Genomic DNA, 17,636 nt, shown 5'->3' with positions numbered 1-17,636 from the left:
TCAGCCCTGCGTGGATGCCCTCACTATCAATTCGGGCGGAAAGACCACCTGGGTGGGTGCGAAGCCGTCCTCCGATGCCGCCTCCCGGAGCAGCAGTTCCAGTGCGGTGGAGCCGATGAGGGCGCTGGGCTGCCGGATGGAGGACAGCGGCACGACGGCGGCGGCGGCGAACTCTATGTCGTCGTAGCCGATCAGGGCTATCTCCTGCGGCACCTTGACGCCGCCCATGAGCATCAGGCCCTGCAGGGCACCCACGGCAAGCAGGTCGTTGGCTGCAAAGATCGCATCCGGGCGTTCGGCTTCGGGCCGGGCCTGGATGGACTCGCCGGCCGCCCTGCCCGAAAGCACGGTCAGGGATTCCGTGGCGATGACCTCCAGCGTTGCGCCCGCAACTGCGTCGATGGCCTTCCGCGCCCCTGCCAAACGGTCCGCTACCTGCCGGATGCTTGCCGGGCCGCCGATAAACGCGATCCGCCGCCTGCCCAGCGACAACAGGTGGGCCGCAGCCATCTCCCCGCCCGCCAGGTCGTCCACGGCCACGGAGGAGAAGCTCGTGTTCTCTGTCTGCCGGTCCACGAGCACTGTAGGGATGCCCCGGCGCCGGAGCTGCTCCAGCCGGGGAATCACATTTCCTACCGGGGACAGCAGCACGCCCCGCACGCGCTGCTGCTCAAAGAGGTCCAGATACGCGGATTCCCGGCCCTCGTCCTCGTTGCTGTTGCCGACGAGGACGGTGAAGTTCTCCGCGGCGGCGCGGTCCTCCGCGCCCCGGGCCAGATCCGAGAAGAAGGGGTTGGCAGCGTCCAGGACCACCAGGCCGATGCTGTGGCTCATGCCCGCGCGCAACTGGCGCGCGGCGTCGTTCCGGACGAAGCCGAGCTTGTCGATGGCGGACTGGACCCTCAGGGTAACTTCCGCGGAAACCTTCTGCGGCCGGTTCAGCACATTGGAGACCGTCCCCACCGAGACGCCGGCCAGTGCCGCGACGTCCTTGACGCTCGCTGAAACCATTTCCTGTGCTCCTGAAGGTGGACGCCGCAGCCCCTGGGGCCAGGCGGCGCGTACGCAAAATAGTCACTTCAGGATACCCGTCCGGGGTCCACTTTGAACCCATTCATTGAAACGAATCAAAAGCAGCGTCACGAATGCCTGACGTCAGTTGACGTGTTGATTTGAAGACCTTATGATTCAAATCACAACTCGTTATGAAACGATTCATTGCAGTGTTCACTAAGCCCCAAAGGTGCGGTCAATTTTATGCAGCAGACACACAGTTCCCGGTCCGGCCCCGCTGAGGGGGAGCAGGTTCCGGTCCTCTCGCTCTCCCACGCAGCCAAGACCTTCGGCCCGGTGGTCGCCCTGGCCGACGGCACCATCCACATCGAGGCTGGCGAAATCCACGCACTCGTCGGCGAGAACGGCGCCGGCAAGTCCACGCTGGTGAAAATCCTCGCTGGCCTGCACCACCCCGATTCCGGCGACTTCCAGGTGGCCGGCCAGAGCGTCCAGTTCCGCAATGTTGCCGAGAGCAAGGACGCCGGAATCTCGGTCATCTACCAGGAACCCACGCTCTTCCCCGACCTGAGCGTCGCGGAGAACATTTTCATCGGCCGCCAGCCCAAGGGCCGCTTCGGGCTCATCAGCAAAGCGACCATGGTCAGGGAAGCGCGCAAGCTGTTCGAGCGGCTCGGCGTTCCGATCGACCCGACCCGCATCGCCGAAGGCCTGTCCATCGCGGACCAGCAGATCATTGAAATCGCCAAGGCCATTTCGCTGGACGCCAAAGTCCTGGTGATGGACGAGCCCACGGCAGCCCTCAGCGGCGTCGAGGTGGAACGGCTGTTCGCCGTGGCCCGGAGCCTCCGGGACCGCGGGACCGGCATCCTCTTCATTTCGCACCGTTTCGACGAAGTCTTTGACCTGTGCGACCGCATCACCGTGATGCGGGACGGCCGGTACATCTCCACCCACCGCACGGCCGACGTCACCGTCGAGCAGGTCGTTCGCGAGATGGTGGGCCGCGACATTGGCGCCCTGTTCCCCAAGACCCCCGCCGAGATCGGCGACGTGGTCCTGAAAGTGGACGGCCTCAGCCGCGCCGGGGTGTTCCGCGATATCAGCTTCGAGGTCCGCGCCGGGGAAATCGTTGCCTTGGCCGGCCTCGTCGGCGCCGGCCGCACCGAGGTGGCCCGTGCCGTATTCGGCATCGACCCCTACGACGCCGGCGATATCACCTTCGACGGACGCAAGCTCAGGCCGAGGAATCCCCAGGTGGCCATCACCGCCGGCATGGGCTTCGTGCCGGAGGACCGCCGCAAGCAGGGCCTCGTGATGGACCTGTCCGTGGCCCGGAACGTCACGCTCACGCTGCGCAACAAGTACACGACGGCGGGCCTGATCAACGGGGGCGCGGAGCGGCGCGCGGCCCAGGAATGGAGCAAACGGCTCCAGGTCAAGACCGGCTCGCAGGAGTACGCCGTCTCCACGCTCTCCGGCGGCAACCAGCAAAAGGTGGTGCTCGCCAAGTGGCTGGCCACGGACCCGCGGCTGCTGATCATCGACGAACCCACCCGCGGCATCGACGTCGGCACCAAGAGCGAGGTCCACCGGCTCATATCGGACCTCGCCGGGCGCGGGATCGCGATCCTGATGATCTCCTCGGAACTGCCCGAGGTCCTCGGCATGGCGGACCGCGTCCTGGTCATGCGCGAAGGCCGGATCACCGCCGAACTCGACCGTGCCGATGCGAACCCCGAATCGGTCATGCACGCCGCCACGTCTTCCGCAGGAGGAACCCTGTGAGCTCAGCTCTGGACCACAAGAACGCAACGACGCCGGCACCCGACGCCGGAGCCCGGGGCGCCGTCGCCTCGCTGCTGCGGATGCGCGAACTCCCCGTGCTGATCGCGCTGGCACTGCTGGTACTCGTCACCTACCTGATCAACCCGCTGTTCCTCACCGCGCAGGGCGTGAAGGACCTGCTGCTCAACGCCACGATCATCATGATTCTGGCGGTGGGGCAAACCCTGCTGATCATCACCAGGAACATCGACCTTTCCGTCGGCTCCATGCTGGGGCTGGTCGCCTTCGGCACCGGCTCCCTTTTCTCGGCCATGCCCGACGTGCCGATCATCGCAGTCTTTGTGATCGGCATGGCCTTCGGGGCGCTGCTGGGCGCCGTCAACGGCGCACTGGTCACCCTCGCCAAAGTACCCGCCCTGGTCATCACCCTCGGGACGCTCTACGTGTACCGCGGCCTGAACAACGCCTGGGCCGGCGGCAAGCAGTACTTCGCCGGCGACCGTCCGGAGGAGTTTGGCGCCCTCTCGGTGAACACCTTTCTGGGGTTCCCCGTCATCACGCTGCTGGCCATCGTCGTCGTAATCGCCGTCGCCATCTACATGTCCGGCACCCGCCCGGGCCGTGACCTTTACGCCATCGGCTCGGACCCGGACGCGGCCACCGCCTTCGGCATCAAGGTCTCCAAGCGCGTGTTCCTCGCGTTCCTGGCCAACGGCGCGCTCGCCGGCCTGGCCGGTGTGCTTTACGCCAGCCGCTTCAACTCCGTCGGCGCCACCACCGGCACCGGGATGGAACTGACCGTAGTGGCGGCCGCCGTCGTCGGTGGTGTGGCCATCTTCGGCGGCAGCGGATCGGTGACCGGGGCCGCGCTCGGCGCCGTCCTCCTGACCACCATAACCAGCTCCCTGACCGCCCTGCGGGTGGACAAGTTCTGGCAGCAGGCGATCGTCGGCGTGCTGATCCTCACCGCCATCATCATCGACCGCGTGGCCAGCCTGCGCACAGCCAAGAAACTGCGGATTAGCGAGGCTCGCAATGTCTGAAACCACGTCCACCACCAGCACGGCGCCGGCTCCCGTGGCTGACAACACCAAGCCGCTGGCCAGCGAACCGAAGGGCCGGACCGGGGCCGCGCGGATCCTGATGGGCCGTGACGCGGTCACCATCTACGCCCTGATTGCTTTCCTGATCTACGCCGCCATCGCCATCCCGCGCTTCGCCTCGCCGGTCACCACCGGCTTCCTGCTCCTGGACGTGATCCCGGTCCTGCTGATTGCCATGCCGATGACGCTGATCATCATCACGGGCGAAATCGACCTGTCCGTGGCCAGCACCGCCGGCCTGAACAGCGCCCTGATGGGCGTCCTCTGGGCCGGCGGGACGGACATCTGGCTGGCCCTGGCAATCAGCCTGCTGGCAGGAATTGCCGCCGGCATGTTCAACGGCTTCCTGATCGCGGTCCTCGGACTGCCCTCCCTGGCGGTCACCATCGGCACCCTGGCGTTGTTCCGCGGCCTGGCCCTGGTCATCATCGGCGACAACGCCGTGGCCAACTTCCCCAAGGCGCTGACCGCCTTCTTCACCTCCAAAATCGGCGGTACCGGCATCCCCACGGTGATGATCGGCGTCGTGGTGGTGATGGTCTTCTTCGGCGTGCTGCTGCACTTCACACCGTTCGGACGCGGCCTCTATGCGATGGGCTACAGCAAGGAAGCCGCCAGCTTCGTCGGGATCAACGTCGCCCGCAGCAAGTTCTGGCTCTACGTCGGGTCCGGCGCCGTTTCGGCTCTCGCCGGCATCTACTGGACGCTGCGCTACACAAGCGCCCGCAGCGACAACGCCTCCGGCCTGGAACTGGCCGTCATCGCCGCCGTCCTGCTCGGCGGCGTGTCGATCTTCGGCGGCAAGGGCTCCATCCCCGGCGTCATCGCCGGCGTCCTGCTGATCGGCACGCTCAACTACGCCCTCCGCCTGGCCCGGGTGTCCGACGTCGTCCTCATCACGGTGACCGGACTGCTGCTGATCCTCTCAGTGGTGGCGCCGAGCATCGGCTCCGCCATCAGGCAATGGCGGCACACCCGCCGCGTCCGCCGAAGTTTCACCCGCAAGGCCACCTGAAATCTGCACACCACAACAAACCGCGCCCGCCTGGGACCGGCTGTACCGACCGCACGAAGGAAAAGGGAAGAACAATGATGTTGAACCGCAAGAACAAGGGCCGGACCGGCCGACTGGGAAGCATGGTGGCCATCACCGCCGTGGCCGCACTGGCGCTGACAGCCTGCAACAGCGGCTCTGCATCCTCGACCGACACCAGCAGCCCCTCGGCAGGGGGCGGGGACCAGAAGATCACCTTCATCCCCAAGCAGCTGAACAACCCGTACACGGACGTTGTTCTGGGCGGCGGCAAGAAGGGCGCCACTGAGGCAGGATTCGCCTCCTCGCAGGTCGTCGGACCGCTGGAAGCCTCCGCCTCCAGCCAGGTTTCGTTCATCAACGCCGAGACTCAGGCCGGCACGAACGTCATCGCGATTGCCGCCAATGACCCCGACGCCGTCTGCACCGCCCTCGGCGAAGCCCGTTCCGCCGGCGCCAAGATCGTCGCGTTCGACTCGGATACCAATCCCGACTGCCGCGACATCTTCATCAGCCAGGTCGTCGCCAAGGACGTTGCCTTGATCCAGACCAAGCTGATTTCCGAGCAGATCGGCGGCAGCGGCGAGATCGCCATCCTGTCCGCCACCGCCAACGCCACCAACCAGAACGAGTGGATCAAGTACATGGAGGAGGAGCTCGCCTCCAACCCCGCGTACAAGGACATCAAGCTTGTGGCCAAGGTCTACGGCGATGACAACGACACCAAGTCCTTCCAGGAAGCCCAGGGCCTCATGCAGGCCCACCCGAACCTGAAGGGCATCATCTCGCCCACAACAGTGGGCATCGCCGCCACCGCCCGGTACCTCTCAACGTCCGCCTACAAGGGCAAGGTTGCCCTGACCGGGCTCGGACTGCCGAATGAAATGCGGCCCTTCGTGAAGGACGGCACCGTCAAGGAGTTCGCCCTCTGGGATCCGGCACAGCTCGGCTACGTGGCGGCGTTCGCCGGCAAGGCCCTCAAGGACGGCAAGATCACCGGCGCCGAAGGGGATACCTTCACCGCCGGCGAACTGGGCGAACGCAAGGTCGAAAAGGGCGGCCTGGTGATCGTCGGCCCGCCGACGGTCTTCAACGCCGAGAACATCGACAAGTACAACTTCTGATCCGTTCCTGACCCATCCCGAGCGGCCGGGCGGGCCGCCGACAGCCCGCCCGGCACCTCACCACTTCACTCCGTTCCACTTCACCGGTGCCGCAGCACCGGGCCCACGGCGTCAACTCCACAGCCGTGCCCGGAAACCACGTTCCGGAGCCCCAGATCCCCCTTTTCATGCCGGAAGGCCCCCACATGAACCAGAAACAACCGGCAGACCGGCTGCTGCAACCGCACCGGCGCCGCCCCACCCGCATCGGGCTGGTCTCCGGCGGTCTCGGCGCCTACTGGCCCCAGTTCCCGGAGCTGCTGCCGCAGCTGCGGGAGTCCGTCCGGTACGTCACCGGCCGCTTCCAGGAGCTCGACGCCGACGTCGTCGACACCGGCTTCATCTCCGACGCGCAGGAGGCCGCCGCGGCCGGCGAAAAGCTCCGCGTCGCCGACTGCGACCTCATCGTCATCTTCCTCACCACGTACCTGACATCCTCCATGGTCCTGCCCATCGCCCAGCGCGCGAAGACCCCCGTCCTGGTGATCGACCTGCAGCCAACCGAAGCGATGGACCACGCCAACTTTGACACCGGCAAGTGGCTGGCCTACTGCGGCCAGTGCCCGGTGCCGGAGGTCGCCAACGTCTTCCGCCGGGCCGGGATCGACTTCCGCTCAGTCTCGGGGCACCTTAAGCAGGAGTCCGCCTGGGAGCGGATCACCGCGTGGGTCCACGCCGCCGGCGTCCGCGCCCGGCTCCGCAATGCCCGGCACGGGCTCATGGGCCACCTCTATCCGGGCATGCTGGATGTCGCCACCGACCTCACCACCGTGTCCACCACCTTCGGCTCCCACGTGGAGGTGCTGGAATTCGATGACCTCCGCGAACGGGTCAACGCCGTCACGGAGGCGGAGGTGACCGAACGGCTCGGGCTCGCCCGCGAACTTTTCGTTGTGGATGACTCCGTCAACGACGACGACTTCGCGTGGGGCGCCAAGGTGTCCGTCGGCCTGGACCGCCTGGTGGAGGACTTTGACCTGGACTCCGTGGCCTACTATCACCGCGGACTGGCCGGCGAACAGCATGAACGGCTCGGCGCCGGGATGATCCTGGGCTCCTCCATCCTGACGGCCCGGGGCATCCCGATGGCCGGCGAGTTCGAGCTGCGGACCTCCATCGCCATGCTGGCGGCCCAGGCGATCGGCGCCGGGGGATCATTTACCGAGATCCAGGCCCTGAACTTCCTCGACAACGTGGTCGAAATGGGACACGACGGCCCGGCCCACCTGGCCGTGTCCGCCCAGGACCCGCTCCTGCGCGGACTCGGCATCTACCACGGCAAACGCGGCTGGGGCGTCTCGGTCGAATTCGATGTTCGCCACGGCCCCGTCACCACCTTCGGCCTCGGCCAGGACCCGGACGGAAGCTACGTGTTCGTCACCTCCGAGGGCGAGGTGGTTCCCGGCCCGCTCCTGCAGATCGGCAACACGACCTCCCGGGTGGACTTCGGCGGGGACCCCGGGCTCTGGGTGGACGTCTGGAGCCAGACCGGAATCGGCCACCACTGGGCCCTGTGCGTCGGCCACCGCGCCGCCGACATCAAGGCCGCCGCATCCCTGCTGGGCATCGAACACCGCCACGTGGTGCTCTCATGAGCACGCAACGCGTCTGCTTCCAGCTCCAGGTCAAGCCCGCGCTGATCGGGGAATACACCCGCCGGCACGCCGCCGTCTGGCCGGAGATGCTCCGGGCCCTGAAGGCCTCGGGCTGGAACAACTACTCACTCTTCCTCCGGCCCGACGGGCTACTTATCGGCTACTTCGAAACGGACAGCCTGACCGAAGCCCAGGCCCGGATGGCAGCCACTGACGTCAACGCCCGCTGGCAGGCCGACATGGCCGGCTTCTTCGACGACCTCGCCGGAGCGCCGGACCAAGGCTTCCTCCAGCTCACCGAAATCTTCAATCTCGAGGACCAGTTGTCCGCAGCAAACGCCGCCGGGGACAACCACCAACCGCAGAAGGAACAACCATGAACACCACAGAAACGGCCCTGGGCCGCCTCGGGGAACTCGCCATCGAGGTCCCGTCCTGGGCCTACGGCAACTCCGGCACCCGCTTCAAGGTGTTCGGCACTCCCGGCACCCCGCGCACGGTCCACGAGAAGCTGGCCGACGCCGCGAAGGTCCACGAACTCACCGGACTCGCGCCCACCGTGGCGCTGCACATCCCCTGGGACAAGGTGGATGATTACGCGGCCCTGAAGGAGTTCGCGGCGGAGCTCGGCGTGGGACTCGGCACCATCAACTCCAACACCTTCCAGGACGACGAGTACAAGTTTGGTTCCCTGACCTCCTCGAACCCTGCGGTGCGCCGCCGCGCGATCGACCACCACCTCGAGTGCCTGGAGATCATGAACGCCACGGGCTCGCGGGATCTGAAGATCTGGCTCGCGGACGGCACCAACTACCCGGGCCAGGACGACATGCGCGGCCGGCAGGACCGCCTGGCCGAGTCGCTGCAGGAAATCTACGCGGCCCTGGGCGACGAGCAGCGCCTGGTGCTGGAGTACAAGTTCTTCGAGCCGGCTTTCTACCACACCGACGTTCCGGACTGGGGTACTTCCTACGCCCAGACCCTGGCCCTGGGCGAGAAAGCCTTTGTCTGCCTCGACACCGGCCACCACGCCCCCGGCACCAACATCGAGTTCATCGTCATGCAGCTGCTGCGCCTGGGCAAGCTCGGCTCCTTCGACTTCAACTCCCGCTTCTACGCTGACGATGACCTGATCGTCGGTGCGGCGGATCCCTTCCAGCTCTTCCGCATCATGCACGAGGTCATCCGCGGCGGCGGGTTCGGTAAGTCCCCAGGAGAGAACTCAGCCGTCGCCCTCATGCTGGACCAGTGCCACAACCTGGAGGAAAAGATCCCTGGCCAGATCCGGTCCGTGCTCAATGTCCAGGAAATGACCGCCCGCGCCCTGCTGATCGACACCGATGCGCTGGCCGAGGCCCAGCGCAGCGGCGACGTCCTGGCCGCCAACGGCATCTTCAACGATGCCTTTTACACCGATGTCCGCCCCGCGCTGGCGCAGTGGCGTGAATCCCGCGGCCTGCCCGCGGACCCGATGGCCGCCTTCAAGGCCAGCGGTTACCAGAAGAAGATCAACGAGGACCGCGTCGGCGGCCACCAGGCCGGATGGGGCGCTTAAGAGTTATGACTGAGAACAAGACTGTCGAAGAACTGATCTCCCGTTCGAACCGCCTCGGCGCGGACAAGCGGAACACCAACTTCGCCGGCGGCAACACCTCCGCCAAGGGCACCGAAAAGGACCCCGTGACCGGCGAGGACGTCGAGCTCCTGTGGGTCAAGGGCTCCGGCGGGGATCTGGGCACGCTGAAGGCCGAGGGCCTTGCCGTGCTGCGGCTGGACCGGCTGCAGGCGCTCAAGAACGTTTACCCCGGCGTCGAGCGTGAAGACGACGTGGTGGCCGCGTTCGATTACTGCCTGCACGGCAAGGGCGGCGCCGCCCCCTCGATCGACACCGCCATGCACGGCCTGGTCGACGCCGCCCACGTGGACCACCTGCACCCGGACTCCGGGATCGCCATCGCCACGGCCGCCGACGGCGAGGCCCTGACCAAGGAGATCTTCGGCGAGAAAGTGGCGTGGGTGCCGTGGCGGCGCCCCGGCTTCCAGCTCGGCCTGGACATCGCCGCGATCAAGGACGCCAACCCGCAGGCCGTCGGAACCATCCTGGGCGGCCACGGCATCACCGCCTGGGGCGCCACCAGCGAGGAAGCCGAAGCCAACTCGCTGTGGATCATTGAGCAGGCCGAGCAGTACATCAAGGACCACGGCAAGAACGAACCGTTCGGTCCCAAGCTGCCCGGCTACGCCGCCCTCCCGGAAACCGAGCGCCGCGCGAAGGCCGCCGCCCTGGCCCCCGTGATCCGCGGACTCGCCTCGACGGACAAGCCGCAGCTGGGGCACTTCAGCGACGACCCCGCCGTCCTGGCGTTCCTCGAAGCCGCCGAACACCCGCGGCTCGGGGCCCTGGGCACGTCCTGCCCGGACCACTTCCTGCGCACCAAGGTCAAGCCGCTGGTCCTGGACCTGCCCGCCGACGCCCCGGTTGAAGACTCTGTGGCCCGGCTGAAGGAACTCCACGCCGCCTACCGCGAGGACTACCAGGGGTATTACGACCGGCACGCGACCCCGGACAGCCCCGCCCTGCGCGGCGCGGACCCGGCGATTGTGCTGGTGCCCGGCGTGGGCATGTTCTCCTTCGGCGCGAACAAGCAGACCGCCCGGGTGGCGGGGGAGTTCTACCTCAACGCCATCAACGTCATGCGCGGCGCCGAAGCCGTCTCCACCTATGCCCCGATCGAGGAAGCCGAGAAGTTCCGGATCGAATACTGGGCCCTGGAGGAAGCCAAACTGGCCCGGATGCCCAAGCCGAAATCCCATGTTGGCCGGATCGCACTGGTGACCGGGGCGGCGTCGGGCATCGGCAAGGCGATCGCCACCCGCTTCGCCGCCGACGGCGCGTGCGTGGTCATCGCTGACCTGAACCTGGACAACGCCCGGGCCGTGGCCGCGGAACTCGGCGGCGCCGACGTCGCCATCGGGGTCCAGGCCGACGTCACCGACGAAGCCCAGATCGCCGCCGCCATCCAGGAAGCCGTCCTGGCCTTCGGCGGACTGGACCTGGTGGTCAACAACGCGGGGCTCTCCATCTCTAAGCCGCTGCTGGAAACCACGGAAAAGGACTGGGACCTCCAGCACAACGTCATGGCCAAGGGCTCGTTCCTGGTGGCCAAGGCGACCGCGCAGGTGATGATCGGCCAGGAGATGGGCGGGGACATCATCTACATCTCCTCCAAGAACTCCGTGTTCGCCGGCCCGAACAACATCGCCTACTCCGCCACCAAGGCAGACCAGGCCCACCAGGTCAGGCTCCTCGCCGCGGAACTGGGCGAGTACGGGATCCGGGTCAACGGCATCAACCCCGACGGCGTGGTCCGAGGCTCCGGGATCTTCGCCGGCGGCTGGGGCGCCAAGCGCGCCGCCGTCTACGGCGTGCAGGAAGAGGAACTGGGCAAGTACTACGCCCAGCGCACCCTGCTCAAGCGCGAAGTGCTGCCCGAAAACGTGGCCAACGCCGCCGCCGTGCTCACCGGCAGCGAGCTCTCCCACACCACGGGGCTCCACATCCCCGTGGACGCCGGCGTGGCCGCGGCCTTCCTGCGATGAGCCTTCCTGCTACCGCACCCGGCGGCGGCCTGTTCACCGGGGATGTCATTGCCGGCAGTGCTTTTGCCGCAATCGACATCGGTGCGTCCTCGGGCCGGGTCATCCTGGGCCGGGTCGCGGGCAGCCCCGGTGGGGCGAGGGCCGAGCTGGAGACCGTGCACCGGTTCCCCAACGGGGTCAAGGAGCTCGACGGCGGCCTCCGCTGGGACTTCGACGCGCTGTTCGCCGAGGTCCTCGCCGGGCTCGCGGCCGCCGCCACGGCGGCCGCGGCCCGCGGCGAGAGCATCGCCAGCATCGGGATCGACACCTGGGCAGTGGACTACGGGCTGGTCAACGACGCCGGTGAACTGGTCGCGGCGCCGTTCAGCTACCGCGACGACCGGTCCCGTGCCGCCATCTCCCGGGTCCACGAAAAACTCGATCCGGCCCGGCTCTACGCCACCACCGGGCTGCAGTTCCTGCCGTTCAACACGATCTACCAGCTCGCCACGGAGCCGGCGCTGGAGGGGCTGCAGGCGCTGCTCATCCCGGACCTCATCGGGTTCCTGCTCACCGGCCAGCGCCGCACCGAGGCCACCAACGCCTCCACCACCGGGCTCTTCGACGCCGTCGCGGGGGAGTGGGCCACGGAGTTCCTCACCGCGCTGGACCTCCCCACGAACCTGTTCCCGCCGCTGATCCAGCCCGGCGAGACCGTCGGCACCCTCACCAAGGACATCGCGGGACGCCTGGGACTTCCCGAAACCACGGCCGTGGTGGCCGTCGGCTCGCACGACACCGCCTCGGCCGTCGCCGCCGTACCGGCGGACGCCGGAGGTGTTAACGACAATTTCGCCTACGTCTCCTCCGGCACGTGGTCTCTGGTCGGCGTCGAACTGTCCCACCCGGTCCTGACCGAGGCCAGCCGGACCGCGAACTTCACCAACGAACGCGGCGTGGACGGCACCATCCGCTACCTGCGCAACGTCGGCGGCCTCTGGCTGCTCAGCGAATGCCAGCGCACCTGGGCCGCCGAAGGCTACCGGCCCGGGCTCGAGGAACTGCTCGACGCGGCCGCGACTCTTCCGCCCGGCGGCCCGGTCATCAACGCCGACGACCCCTGTTTCATCGCTCCGGACAACATGCCCGAACGGATCCGGGGCGCGGTCCGGAACACCGGTGCTGTCTTGCCGGAGCATCCCGCGCACATCGTGCGGTGCATCCTGGACAGCCTTGCCGCCGGCTACGCCCGGACCATCGCCGACGCCGAACGGCTCGCGGACGTCCGGGCCGGCGTCGTGCACATTGTGGGCGGCGGATCCCAGAACGGGCTCCTGTGCCAGCTCACCGCCGACGCCACCGGAAAAACCGTGATCGCCGGACCCGTCGAGGCCACGGCCCTGGGCAACGTCCTGGTCCAGGCCCGCGCCGCCGGCGTGCTCAGCGGCGGGCTGGGCGAGCTGCGCGCCGTGGTGCGTGCCTCCCAGCACTCGGCGGAGTACGTGCCCTCACCCGTGGCGGCACACCAGAGCGCCGGAGGTGCCCAGTGAGGATCGCGCTTTTCGCCACGTGCATCGTGGACGCCATGTACCCGGCCACGGCCCGCGCCACGGTGTCCGTCCTGGAACGCCTCGGCCACGAGGTCATCTTTCCCGCCGGGCAGGCCTGCTGCGGGCAGATGCACGTCAACAGCGGCTACCTCAAGGAGGCGCTGCCCGTCGTCGCCAACCATGTGAAGGCTTTCGAAGAAGAGGAGTACGACGTCGCCGTCGCACCGTCCGGCTCCTGCGTCGCCTCCGTGAAGCACCAGCACTCCATGGTCGCCCGCCGCTGCGGGGACGCCGGGCTGGAAGCCCGGGCCGCCGCCGTCGGAGCCAAAACCTACGAGCTCTCCCAGCTCCTGGTGGATGTCCTGGGCGTCACCGACGCAGCGGCGCAGCTGGGCTCGTACTTCCCGCACCGGATCACCTACCACCCCAGCTGCCACGGCATGCGCCTGCTCCGGCTCGGCGACCGCCAACTGGACCTGTTGCGCTCGGTCGGCGGCATCGAACTGGCCGAACTGCCCGAAGCCGACCAGTGCTGCGGCTTCGGCGGCACCTTCTCGATGAAGAACGCGGACGTCTCCTCGGCGATGCTGGCGGACAAGACCGCCAACATCTGCGGCACGGGCGCCGAACTTTGCGCCGGCGGCGACGCGTCCTGCCTGATGCACATCGGCGGCGGACTGTCCCGGCAGGGCAGCGGCGTCACCACGATGCACTTCGCCGAGATCCTGGCCAGCACCCTCGAGAATCCCGCCGCCGTCTCCGGCGACGTCCGCCTCACCACCGGAAGGACCGCACGATGAGCGGCACATTCCTGGGGATGCCGTCCCTGCCGGTCTTCGGCATCGGCAACCTGCACGAACACGAGCCCTTCCCGAAAGCCGCCCGCCGCGAACTCGGCAACCCCCAGCTGCGGGCCAACCTCGGCCACGCCACCCGGACCATCCGGGACAAGCGGCTGGCCGTCGTGTCCGAACTCCCCGACTGGGAGGAGCTGCGCGAGGCGGGCCGGGCGATCAAGGAATCCGTCATGGCCCGGCTGCCGGAACTGCTCGAAGAGTTCGAGGCGAACTTCACCGCCCGAGGCGGGACCATCCACTGGGCCCGCGACGCCGGCGAAGCCAACAGCATTGTCGCCGCCCTCATCCGGGACCAGGGCGCCACCGAGGTGGTCAAGGTCAAGTCCATGGCCACGCAGGAAATCGGCCTCAACGAATACCTCGAAGAACGGGGCATCGCGGCTTACGAGACCGACCTCGCCGAGCTCATCGTCCAACTGGACCACGACAAGCCCAGCCACATCCTGGTCCCGGCCATCCACAAGAACCGCAGCCAGGTCCGGGACATCTTCCTGCGCGAAATGGAGGGGGTGGATCCGGAGCTCACCAACGAGCCGGCCCGCCTCGCCGCGGCCGCCCGGGCACACCTGCGGCGCAAGTTCCTCAGCGCCAAGGTGGCCGTGTCCGGCGCGAACTTCGCCCTCGCAGACTCCGGGACCCTCGCCGTCGTCGAATCCGAAGGCAACGGGCGCATGTGCCTGACGCTGCCGGAAACGCTCATCACCGTCATGGGCGTCGAAAAACTGCTGCCGGGCTGGGAGGACCTCGAAGTGTTCATGCAGTTGCTCCCGCGGTCCTCCACCGGCGAGCGGATGAACCCCTACACCTCGCTGTGGACCGGCGTCACGCCCGATGACGGCCCGCAGAACGTCCACCTGGTCCTGCTGGATAACGGACGCAGCGCCGCCCTGGCCGACGAAATGGGCCGCTCCGCGCTGCACTGCATCCGTTGCAGCGCCTGCATGAACGTGTGCCCCGTCTACGAACGCACCGGCGGGCACGCCTACGGATCCACCTACCCGGGCCCGATCGGCGCGATCCTGTCGCCGCTGCTGACCGGGATCACGGCCGAGGAGAACAACTCCCTGCCCTACGCCTCGTCCCTGTGCGGCGCCTGCTACGACGCCTGCCCGGTGAAGATCAACATCCCGGACATCCTGGTGCACCTGCGCGGCGAGGACGTGGACAGCAAACGCGGCAAGCGCGGGAAGCGTGGGAGGGAGCGGCTGCCGAGCCAGATGGACCTGGGCATGAAGGCGGCCTCCTGGGCGCTGTCCTCCGGAAAGAATCTCGGCCTCGTGGAGAAGGCGCTCCCGCTGGGACGGATAGCCGCCGGCCCGGACCGGAAAATCACCAAACTGCCCGGCATCGCCGCCGGCTGGACCCAGAGCCGGGACATCCCTGCACCGCCCGCACAGTCCTTCCGGCAGTGGTGGGACAAGGAACACCGGGCCGCCGGACCCGGTGCCCCCGGCACGGAGACCGCCGGCCCAGGACCAGCCGGAACAGAGGAGAACCCGTGAGCGCGCGCGCAGAAATACTCGACCGGATCCGGTCGGCCCTCCGGGACGCCCCGGCAGTACCGGAGGTGCCCCGCGACTACCGGCGCTCCTCCGGGCTGGGCGGAGAAGAGCTCATCGAGCTGCTGACGGACCGGCTCCTCGACTACAAGGCGAATGTCTTCATCGAGGAAGCCGCCGCGGTGCCGCAGCGGCTCGCCGCGCTCCTCGAGGGCACCGGCCGCTACGCTGTGCCACACGGTCTGGACCAGGCGCTGTTCTCGGAGGCGGACGCTCACGACGGCGGCTCCGGCCGCCGCGTCACGGACGCCCCCGGGCAGCGGCTCAGCGTCGAGGAGCTCGACGGGATTGACGCCGTCGTCACCGGCAGCGCCGTCGCCGTCGCCGAAACCGGCACCATCATCCTCGATGCCGCACCGGACCAGGGGCGCCGGGTCATCAGCCTCGTCCCGGACCGGCACATCTGCATCGTCCGGGCCGGGGACATTACCGCCATCCTGCCGGAGGCCCTCCGCCGGCTCGACGGCACCCGCCCGCAGACCTGGATCAGCGGCCCCAGCGCCACCAGCGACATCGAACTCGAACGCGTCGAAGGCGTCCACGGCCCCCGGACCCTGGACGTCGTGATCGTCCGGAGGTAGGCGGGAGGCCGGGGCCCGCTTCCTGCCAGCACGAGGGACGCGGGGCCTCCTGGTTGGCGGTGATGGCCCCGGAAAGTCGTTTGCCCCGATCACTCAGAGGAAACTCATGGTCTTCTCAGCAGGGAGTTGAACCATGGAAGCATGTACCTAGTCGACCCCAGAGCCTATGCGCATCGCCTAATGCACCCCGGCGCCTGGTTCCACGCGACAATCCGCCGGCACGTCCCCGCAAGCGACCACGCCCGCGACCAGCAGCCCACGCACTCCAGGTTCGACTATCTGGAGGCTGGCCTCACGGGAACACTGAGCACGGCCCATTCACGGCGCAGGGCCAAGGAACTTGAGCAGGCATTCCGGAACGGCGACGTTTCCTACGAGGACGCGTGCCTGGAGATGGAGCACCTCGACGGGGAGCTGTGAACGGCTGGCAGCGCTCGACGCACCCTAAAACCTCTACAACGTCATCTGGCGCGCTCAGAACTGGGTCCTGCAGAACTGCGACGACTAGGCGGTTTTGGCTTCGGGTGCCGCTGCCTGCGTTCTAGGAGCAGGTGTTGAGGAAAGCTGTGGCGCCAAGGCGGGCATGGAATGTCACCGTGTGGCCGGCTTCATCGCGGAAGATGGCCTTTGGGCCGGTCACGGTGATGGCGCCGGGCTGGTAGGGGTTTTTCCAGCCTTCAGGCGGGTTGCCGTGGCCGTCGTCCAGCGCCTCGTCCGCGACGAAATAGGTGCCCTGCACGAGCGCTTCATGGATGCCGCAGTGTGTGTAGAGACTGTACGGCGAGCCTGAGGCGGCCATAGTTGTTGGGTTGGCCGGGGTCCCACTCGCCGGATCCCCCTGCATCGCGCACCCGCACAGCAGCGCCAACCCTGCAGCGGCTGCGAGGCCCAAGTGGTATTGAGCTGTCATGCCCCAAGGCTCTCGGGCGCTGCCTCAATGGTCAAGTGCCAGGCAAGCCTGCCGGCAGGCAAAAGACAGCGGGGAGGGCCCGAATTGGGCTGGGCGTAGGGTGGAAGTTGGACGAAAGGAGCACTTCATGAAGAAAATCCTCATGGTACTGACCAGCGTTTCCGAGATCGGCGATACCGGAGAGAAGACCGGCTACAACGTGGCGGAGGCTGCACATCCCTGGAAGGTCTTCAAGGATTCCGGGCATTTCGTCGACTTCGCGTCCATCCAGGGCGGCCAGCCTCCGCGCGACGAGGTGGACTCAGAAGATCCCATCCAGGTCGCCTTCACGGAGGACGAGACCACGCGCGCCGGACTCTACAACACTGCCCGCGTCGACGTCGTTGACCCCGACCAGTACGACGCCGTCTACCTCGTGGGCGGCCACGGCACCATGTGGGACTTCCCGGACAGCGAAGGCTTGCAGAATCTGGTGGCCAGCGTCTACAACGCCGGCGGCTTGGTGGGCGCGGTCTGCCATGGACCGGCCGGCCTGCTGAACGTGGAATTGAAGAACGGGCTTCGCCTCGTCGAGGGCCGGAAGGTGGCCGCCTTCACCAACGACGAGGAGGTTGCCGCCGGGAAGGACAAGGTCATCCCGTTCTTCTTGGCCGACCGACTTGAGGAACAGGGCGCCACCCACGTCTCCGCTGATGTCTTTGAGGAGAAGGTCGTGGTTGACGACCGGCTGGTGACCGGCCAGAACCCGGCCTCGGCCGCCGGCGTGGCCAAGGAGATGGAGAAGCTCTTCGCAGCGGTCATCCATCAGGAAAAAGCCGAGGAACAGCACGACGCGGAGGCTCTGCGCGCCGAGAAGGACGCCGAGAAAGACGCCAAGAAGGCTGCCGCAGAAGCGGAGCACTAG

16 protein-coding genes are annotated in these 17,636 nt (G+C 67.6%); 14 read left to right on the top strand and 2 right to left on the bottom strand.

The window, feature by feature from the left end; genetic code table 11:
- Positions 1 to 1,011 (bottom strand): LacI family DNA-binding transcriptional regulator, encoded by a 1,011-nt coding sequence (locus tag AC1DN2_RS13115; RefSeq protein ID WP_476850649.1) that lies wholly within the window; start codon positions 1,009 to 1,011, stop codon positions 1 to 3.
- A 246-nt stretch (positions 1,012 to 1,257) separates the two neighbouring features.
- On the opposite strand from AC1DN2_RS13115, the gene AC1DN2_RS13110 reads away from it, so the two are divergent.
- The 13 genes from AC1DN2_RS13110 (at position 1,258) to AC1DN2_RS13050 (ending at position 16,242) form a co-directional block, all read left to right on the top strand.
- Entirely contained in the window at positions 1,258 to 2,802 is a 1,545-nt protein-coding gene (locus AC1DN2_RS13110; protein ID WP_476850648.1) for a sugar ABC transporter ATP-binding protein, read from the top strand.
- The gene (locus AC1DN2_RS13105) at positions 2,799 to 3,845 is read left to right on the top strand and encodes an ABC transporter permease (RefSeq protein ID WP_243182157.1); all 1,047 of its coding nucleotides are present in this window, start codon (positions 2,799 to 2,801) and stop codon (positions 3,843 to 3,845) included. Before AC1DN2_RS13110 ends, AC1DN2_RS13105 begins: the two co-directional genes overlap by 4 nt.
- The gene (locus tag AC1DN2_RS13100) at positions 3,838 to 4,920 is read left to right on the top strand and encodes an ABC transporter permease (protein ID WP_476850647.1); all 1,083 of its coding nucleotides are present in this window, start codon (positions 3,838 to 3,840) and stop codon (positions 4,918 to 4,920) included. The genes AC1DN2_RS13105 and AC1DN2_RS13100 overlap by 8 nt, the downstream gene beginning before the upstream one ends.
- A 74-nt stretch (positions 4,921 to 4,994) precedes the next feature.
- A complete protein-coding gene (gene rhaS, locus AC1DN2_RS13095; RefSeq protein WP_084476154.1) occupies positions 4,995 to 6,062 on the top strand; it encodes a rhamnose ABC transporter substrate-binding protein in 1,068 nt (355 codons plus the stop codon).
- Between the two features lie 185 nt (positions 6,063 to 6,247).
- Positions 6,248 to 7,696, top strand: a complete 1,449-nt coding sequence (locus tag AC1DN2_RS13090; protein ID WP_476850646.1) for an arabinose isomerase — start codon at positions 6,248 to 6,250, stop codon at positions 7,694 to 7,696.
- On the top strand, positions 7,693 to 8,076 hold the full coding sequence (locus tag AC1DN2_RS13085; protein WP_476850645.1) for an L-rhamnose mutarotase: 384 nt from the start codon (positions 7,693 to 7,695) through the stop codon (positions 8,074 to 8,076). Before AC1DN2_RS13090 ends, AC1DN2_RS13085 begins: the two co-directional genes overlap by 4 nt.
- Entirely contained in the window at positions 8,073 to 9,251 is a 1,179-nt protein-coding gene (gene rhaI, locus AC1DN2_RS13080) for an L-rhamnose isomerase (protein WP_476850644.1), read from the top strand. The genes AC1DN2_RS13085 and rhaI overlap by 4 nt, the downstream gene beginning before the upstream one ends.
- A gap of 5 nt (positions 9,252 to 9,256) precedes the next feature.
- Positions 9,257 to 11,296, top strand: coding sequence for a bifunctional aldolase/short-chain dehydrogenase (locus tag AC1DN2_RS13075; RefSeq protein WP_476850643.1), 2,040 nt, complete (start codon positions 9,257 to 9,259; stop codon positions 11,294 to 11,296).
- Entirely contained in the window at positions 11,293 to 12,825 is a 1,533-nt protein-coding gene (locus tag AC1DN2_RS13070) for a rhamnulokinase (protein ID WP_476850642.1), read from the top strand. The genes AC1DN2_RS13075 and AC1DN2_RS13070 overlap by 4 nt, the downstream gene beginning before the upstream one ends.
- Positions 12,822 to 13,625, top strand: a complete 804-nt coding sequence (locus AC1DN2_RS13065) for a (Fe-S)-binding protein (protein WP_230010532.1) — start codon at positions 12,822 to 12,824, stop codon at positions 13,623 to 13,625. The genes AC1DN2_RS13070 and AC1DN2_RS13065 overlap by 4 nt, the downstream gene beginning before the upstream one ends.
- Positions 13,622 to 15,184, top strand: a complete 1,563-nt coding sequence (locus AC1DN2_RS13060) for a LutB/LldF family L-lactate oxidation iron-sulfur protein (RefSeq protein WP_476850641.1) — start codon at positions 13,622 to 13,624, stop codon at positions 15,182 to 15,184. The genes AC1DN2_RS13065 and AC1DN2_RS13060 overlap by 4 nt, the downstream gene beginning before the upstream one ends.
- The gene (locus AC1DN2_RS13055; RefSeq protein WP_476850640.1) at positions 15,181 to 15,822 is read left to right on the top strand and encodes a LutC/YkgG family protein; all 642 of its coding nucleotides are present in this window, start codon (positions 15,181 to 15,183) and stop codon (positions 15,820 to 15,822) included. The genes AC1DN2_RS13060 and AC1DN2_RS13055 overlap by 4 nt, the downstream gene beginning before the upstream one ends.
- A gap of 180 nt (positions 15,823 to 16,002) precedes the next feature.
- Entirely contained in the window at positions 16,003 to 16,242 is a 240-nt protein-coding gene (locus AC1DN2_RS13050) for a hypothetical protein (RefSeq protein WP_476850639.1), read from the top strand.
- A 121-nt stretch (positions 16,243 to 16,363) separates the two neighbouring features.
- Here the strand turns inward: AC1DN2_RS13050 and AC1DN2_RS13045 are convergent, their stop codons facing one another.
- Complete coding sequence (locus AC1DN2_RS13045) at positions 16,364 to 16,732, bottom strand: hypothetical protein (RefSeq protein ID WP_476850638.1); 369 nt, start codon at positions 16,730 to 16,732, stop codon at positions 16,364 to 16,366.
- A 127-nt stretch (positions 16,733 to 16,859) separates the two neighbouring features.
- Between AC1DN2_RS13045 and AC1DN2_RS13040 the strand changes: the two genes are divergently transcribed.
- Positions 16,860 to 17,636 (top strand): type 1 glutamine amidotransferase domain-containing protein, encoded by a 777-nt coding sequence (locus tag AC1DN2_RS13040; protein ID WP_476850637.1) that lies wholly within the window; start codon positions 16,860 to 16,862, stop codon positions 17,634 to 17,636.

Source organism: Arthrobacter sp. 01L42 (genome assembly GCF_056400005.1).
This window is presented reverse-complemented; position numbering and strand designations above follow the sequence as displayed.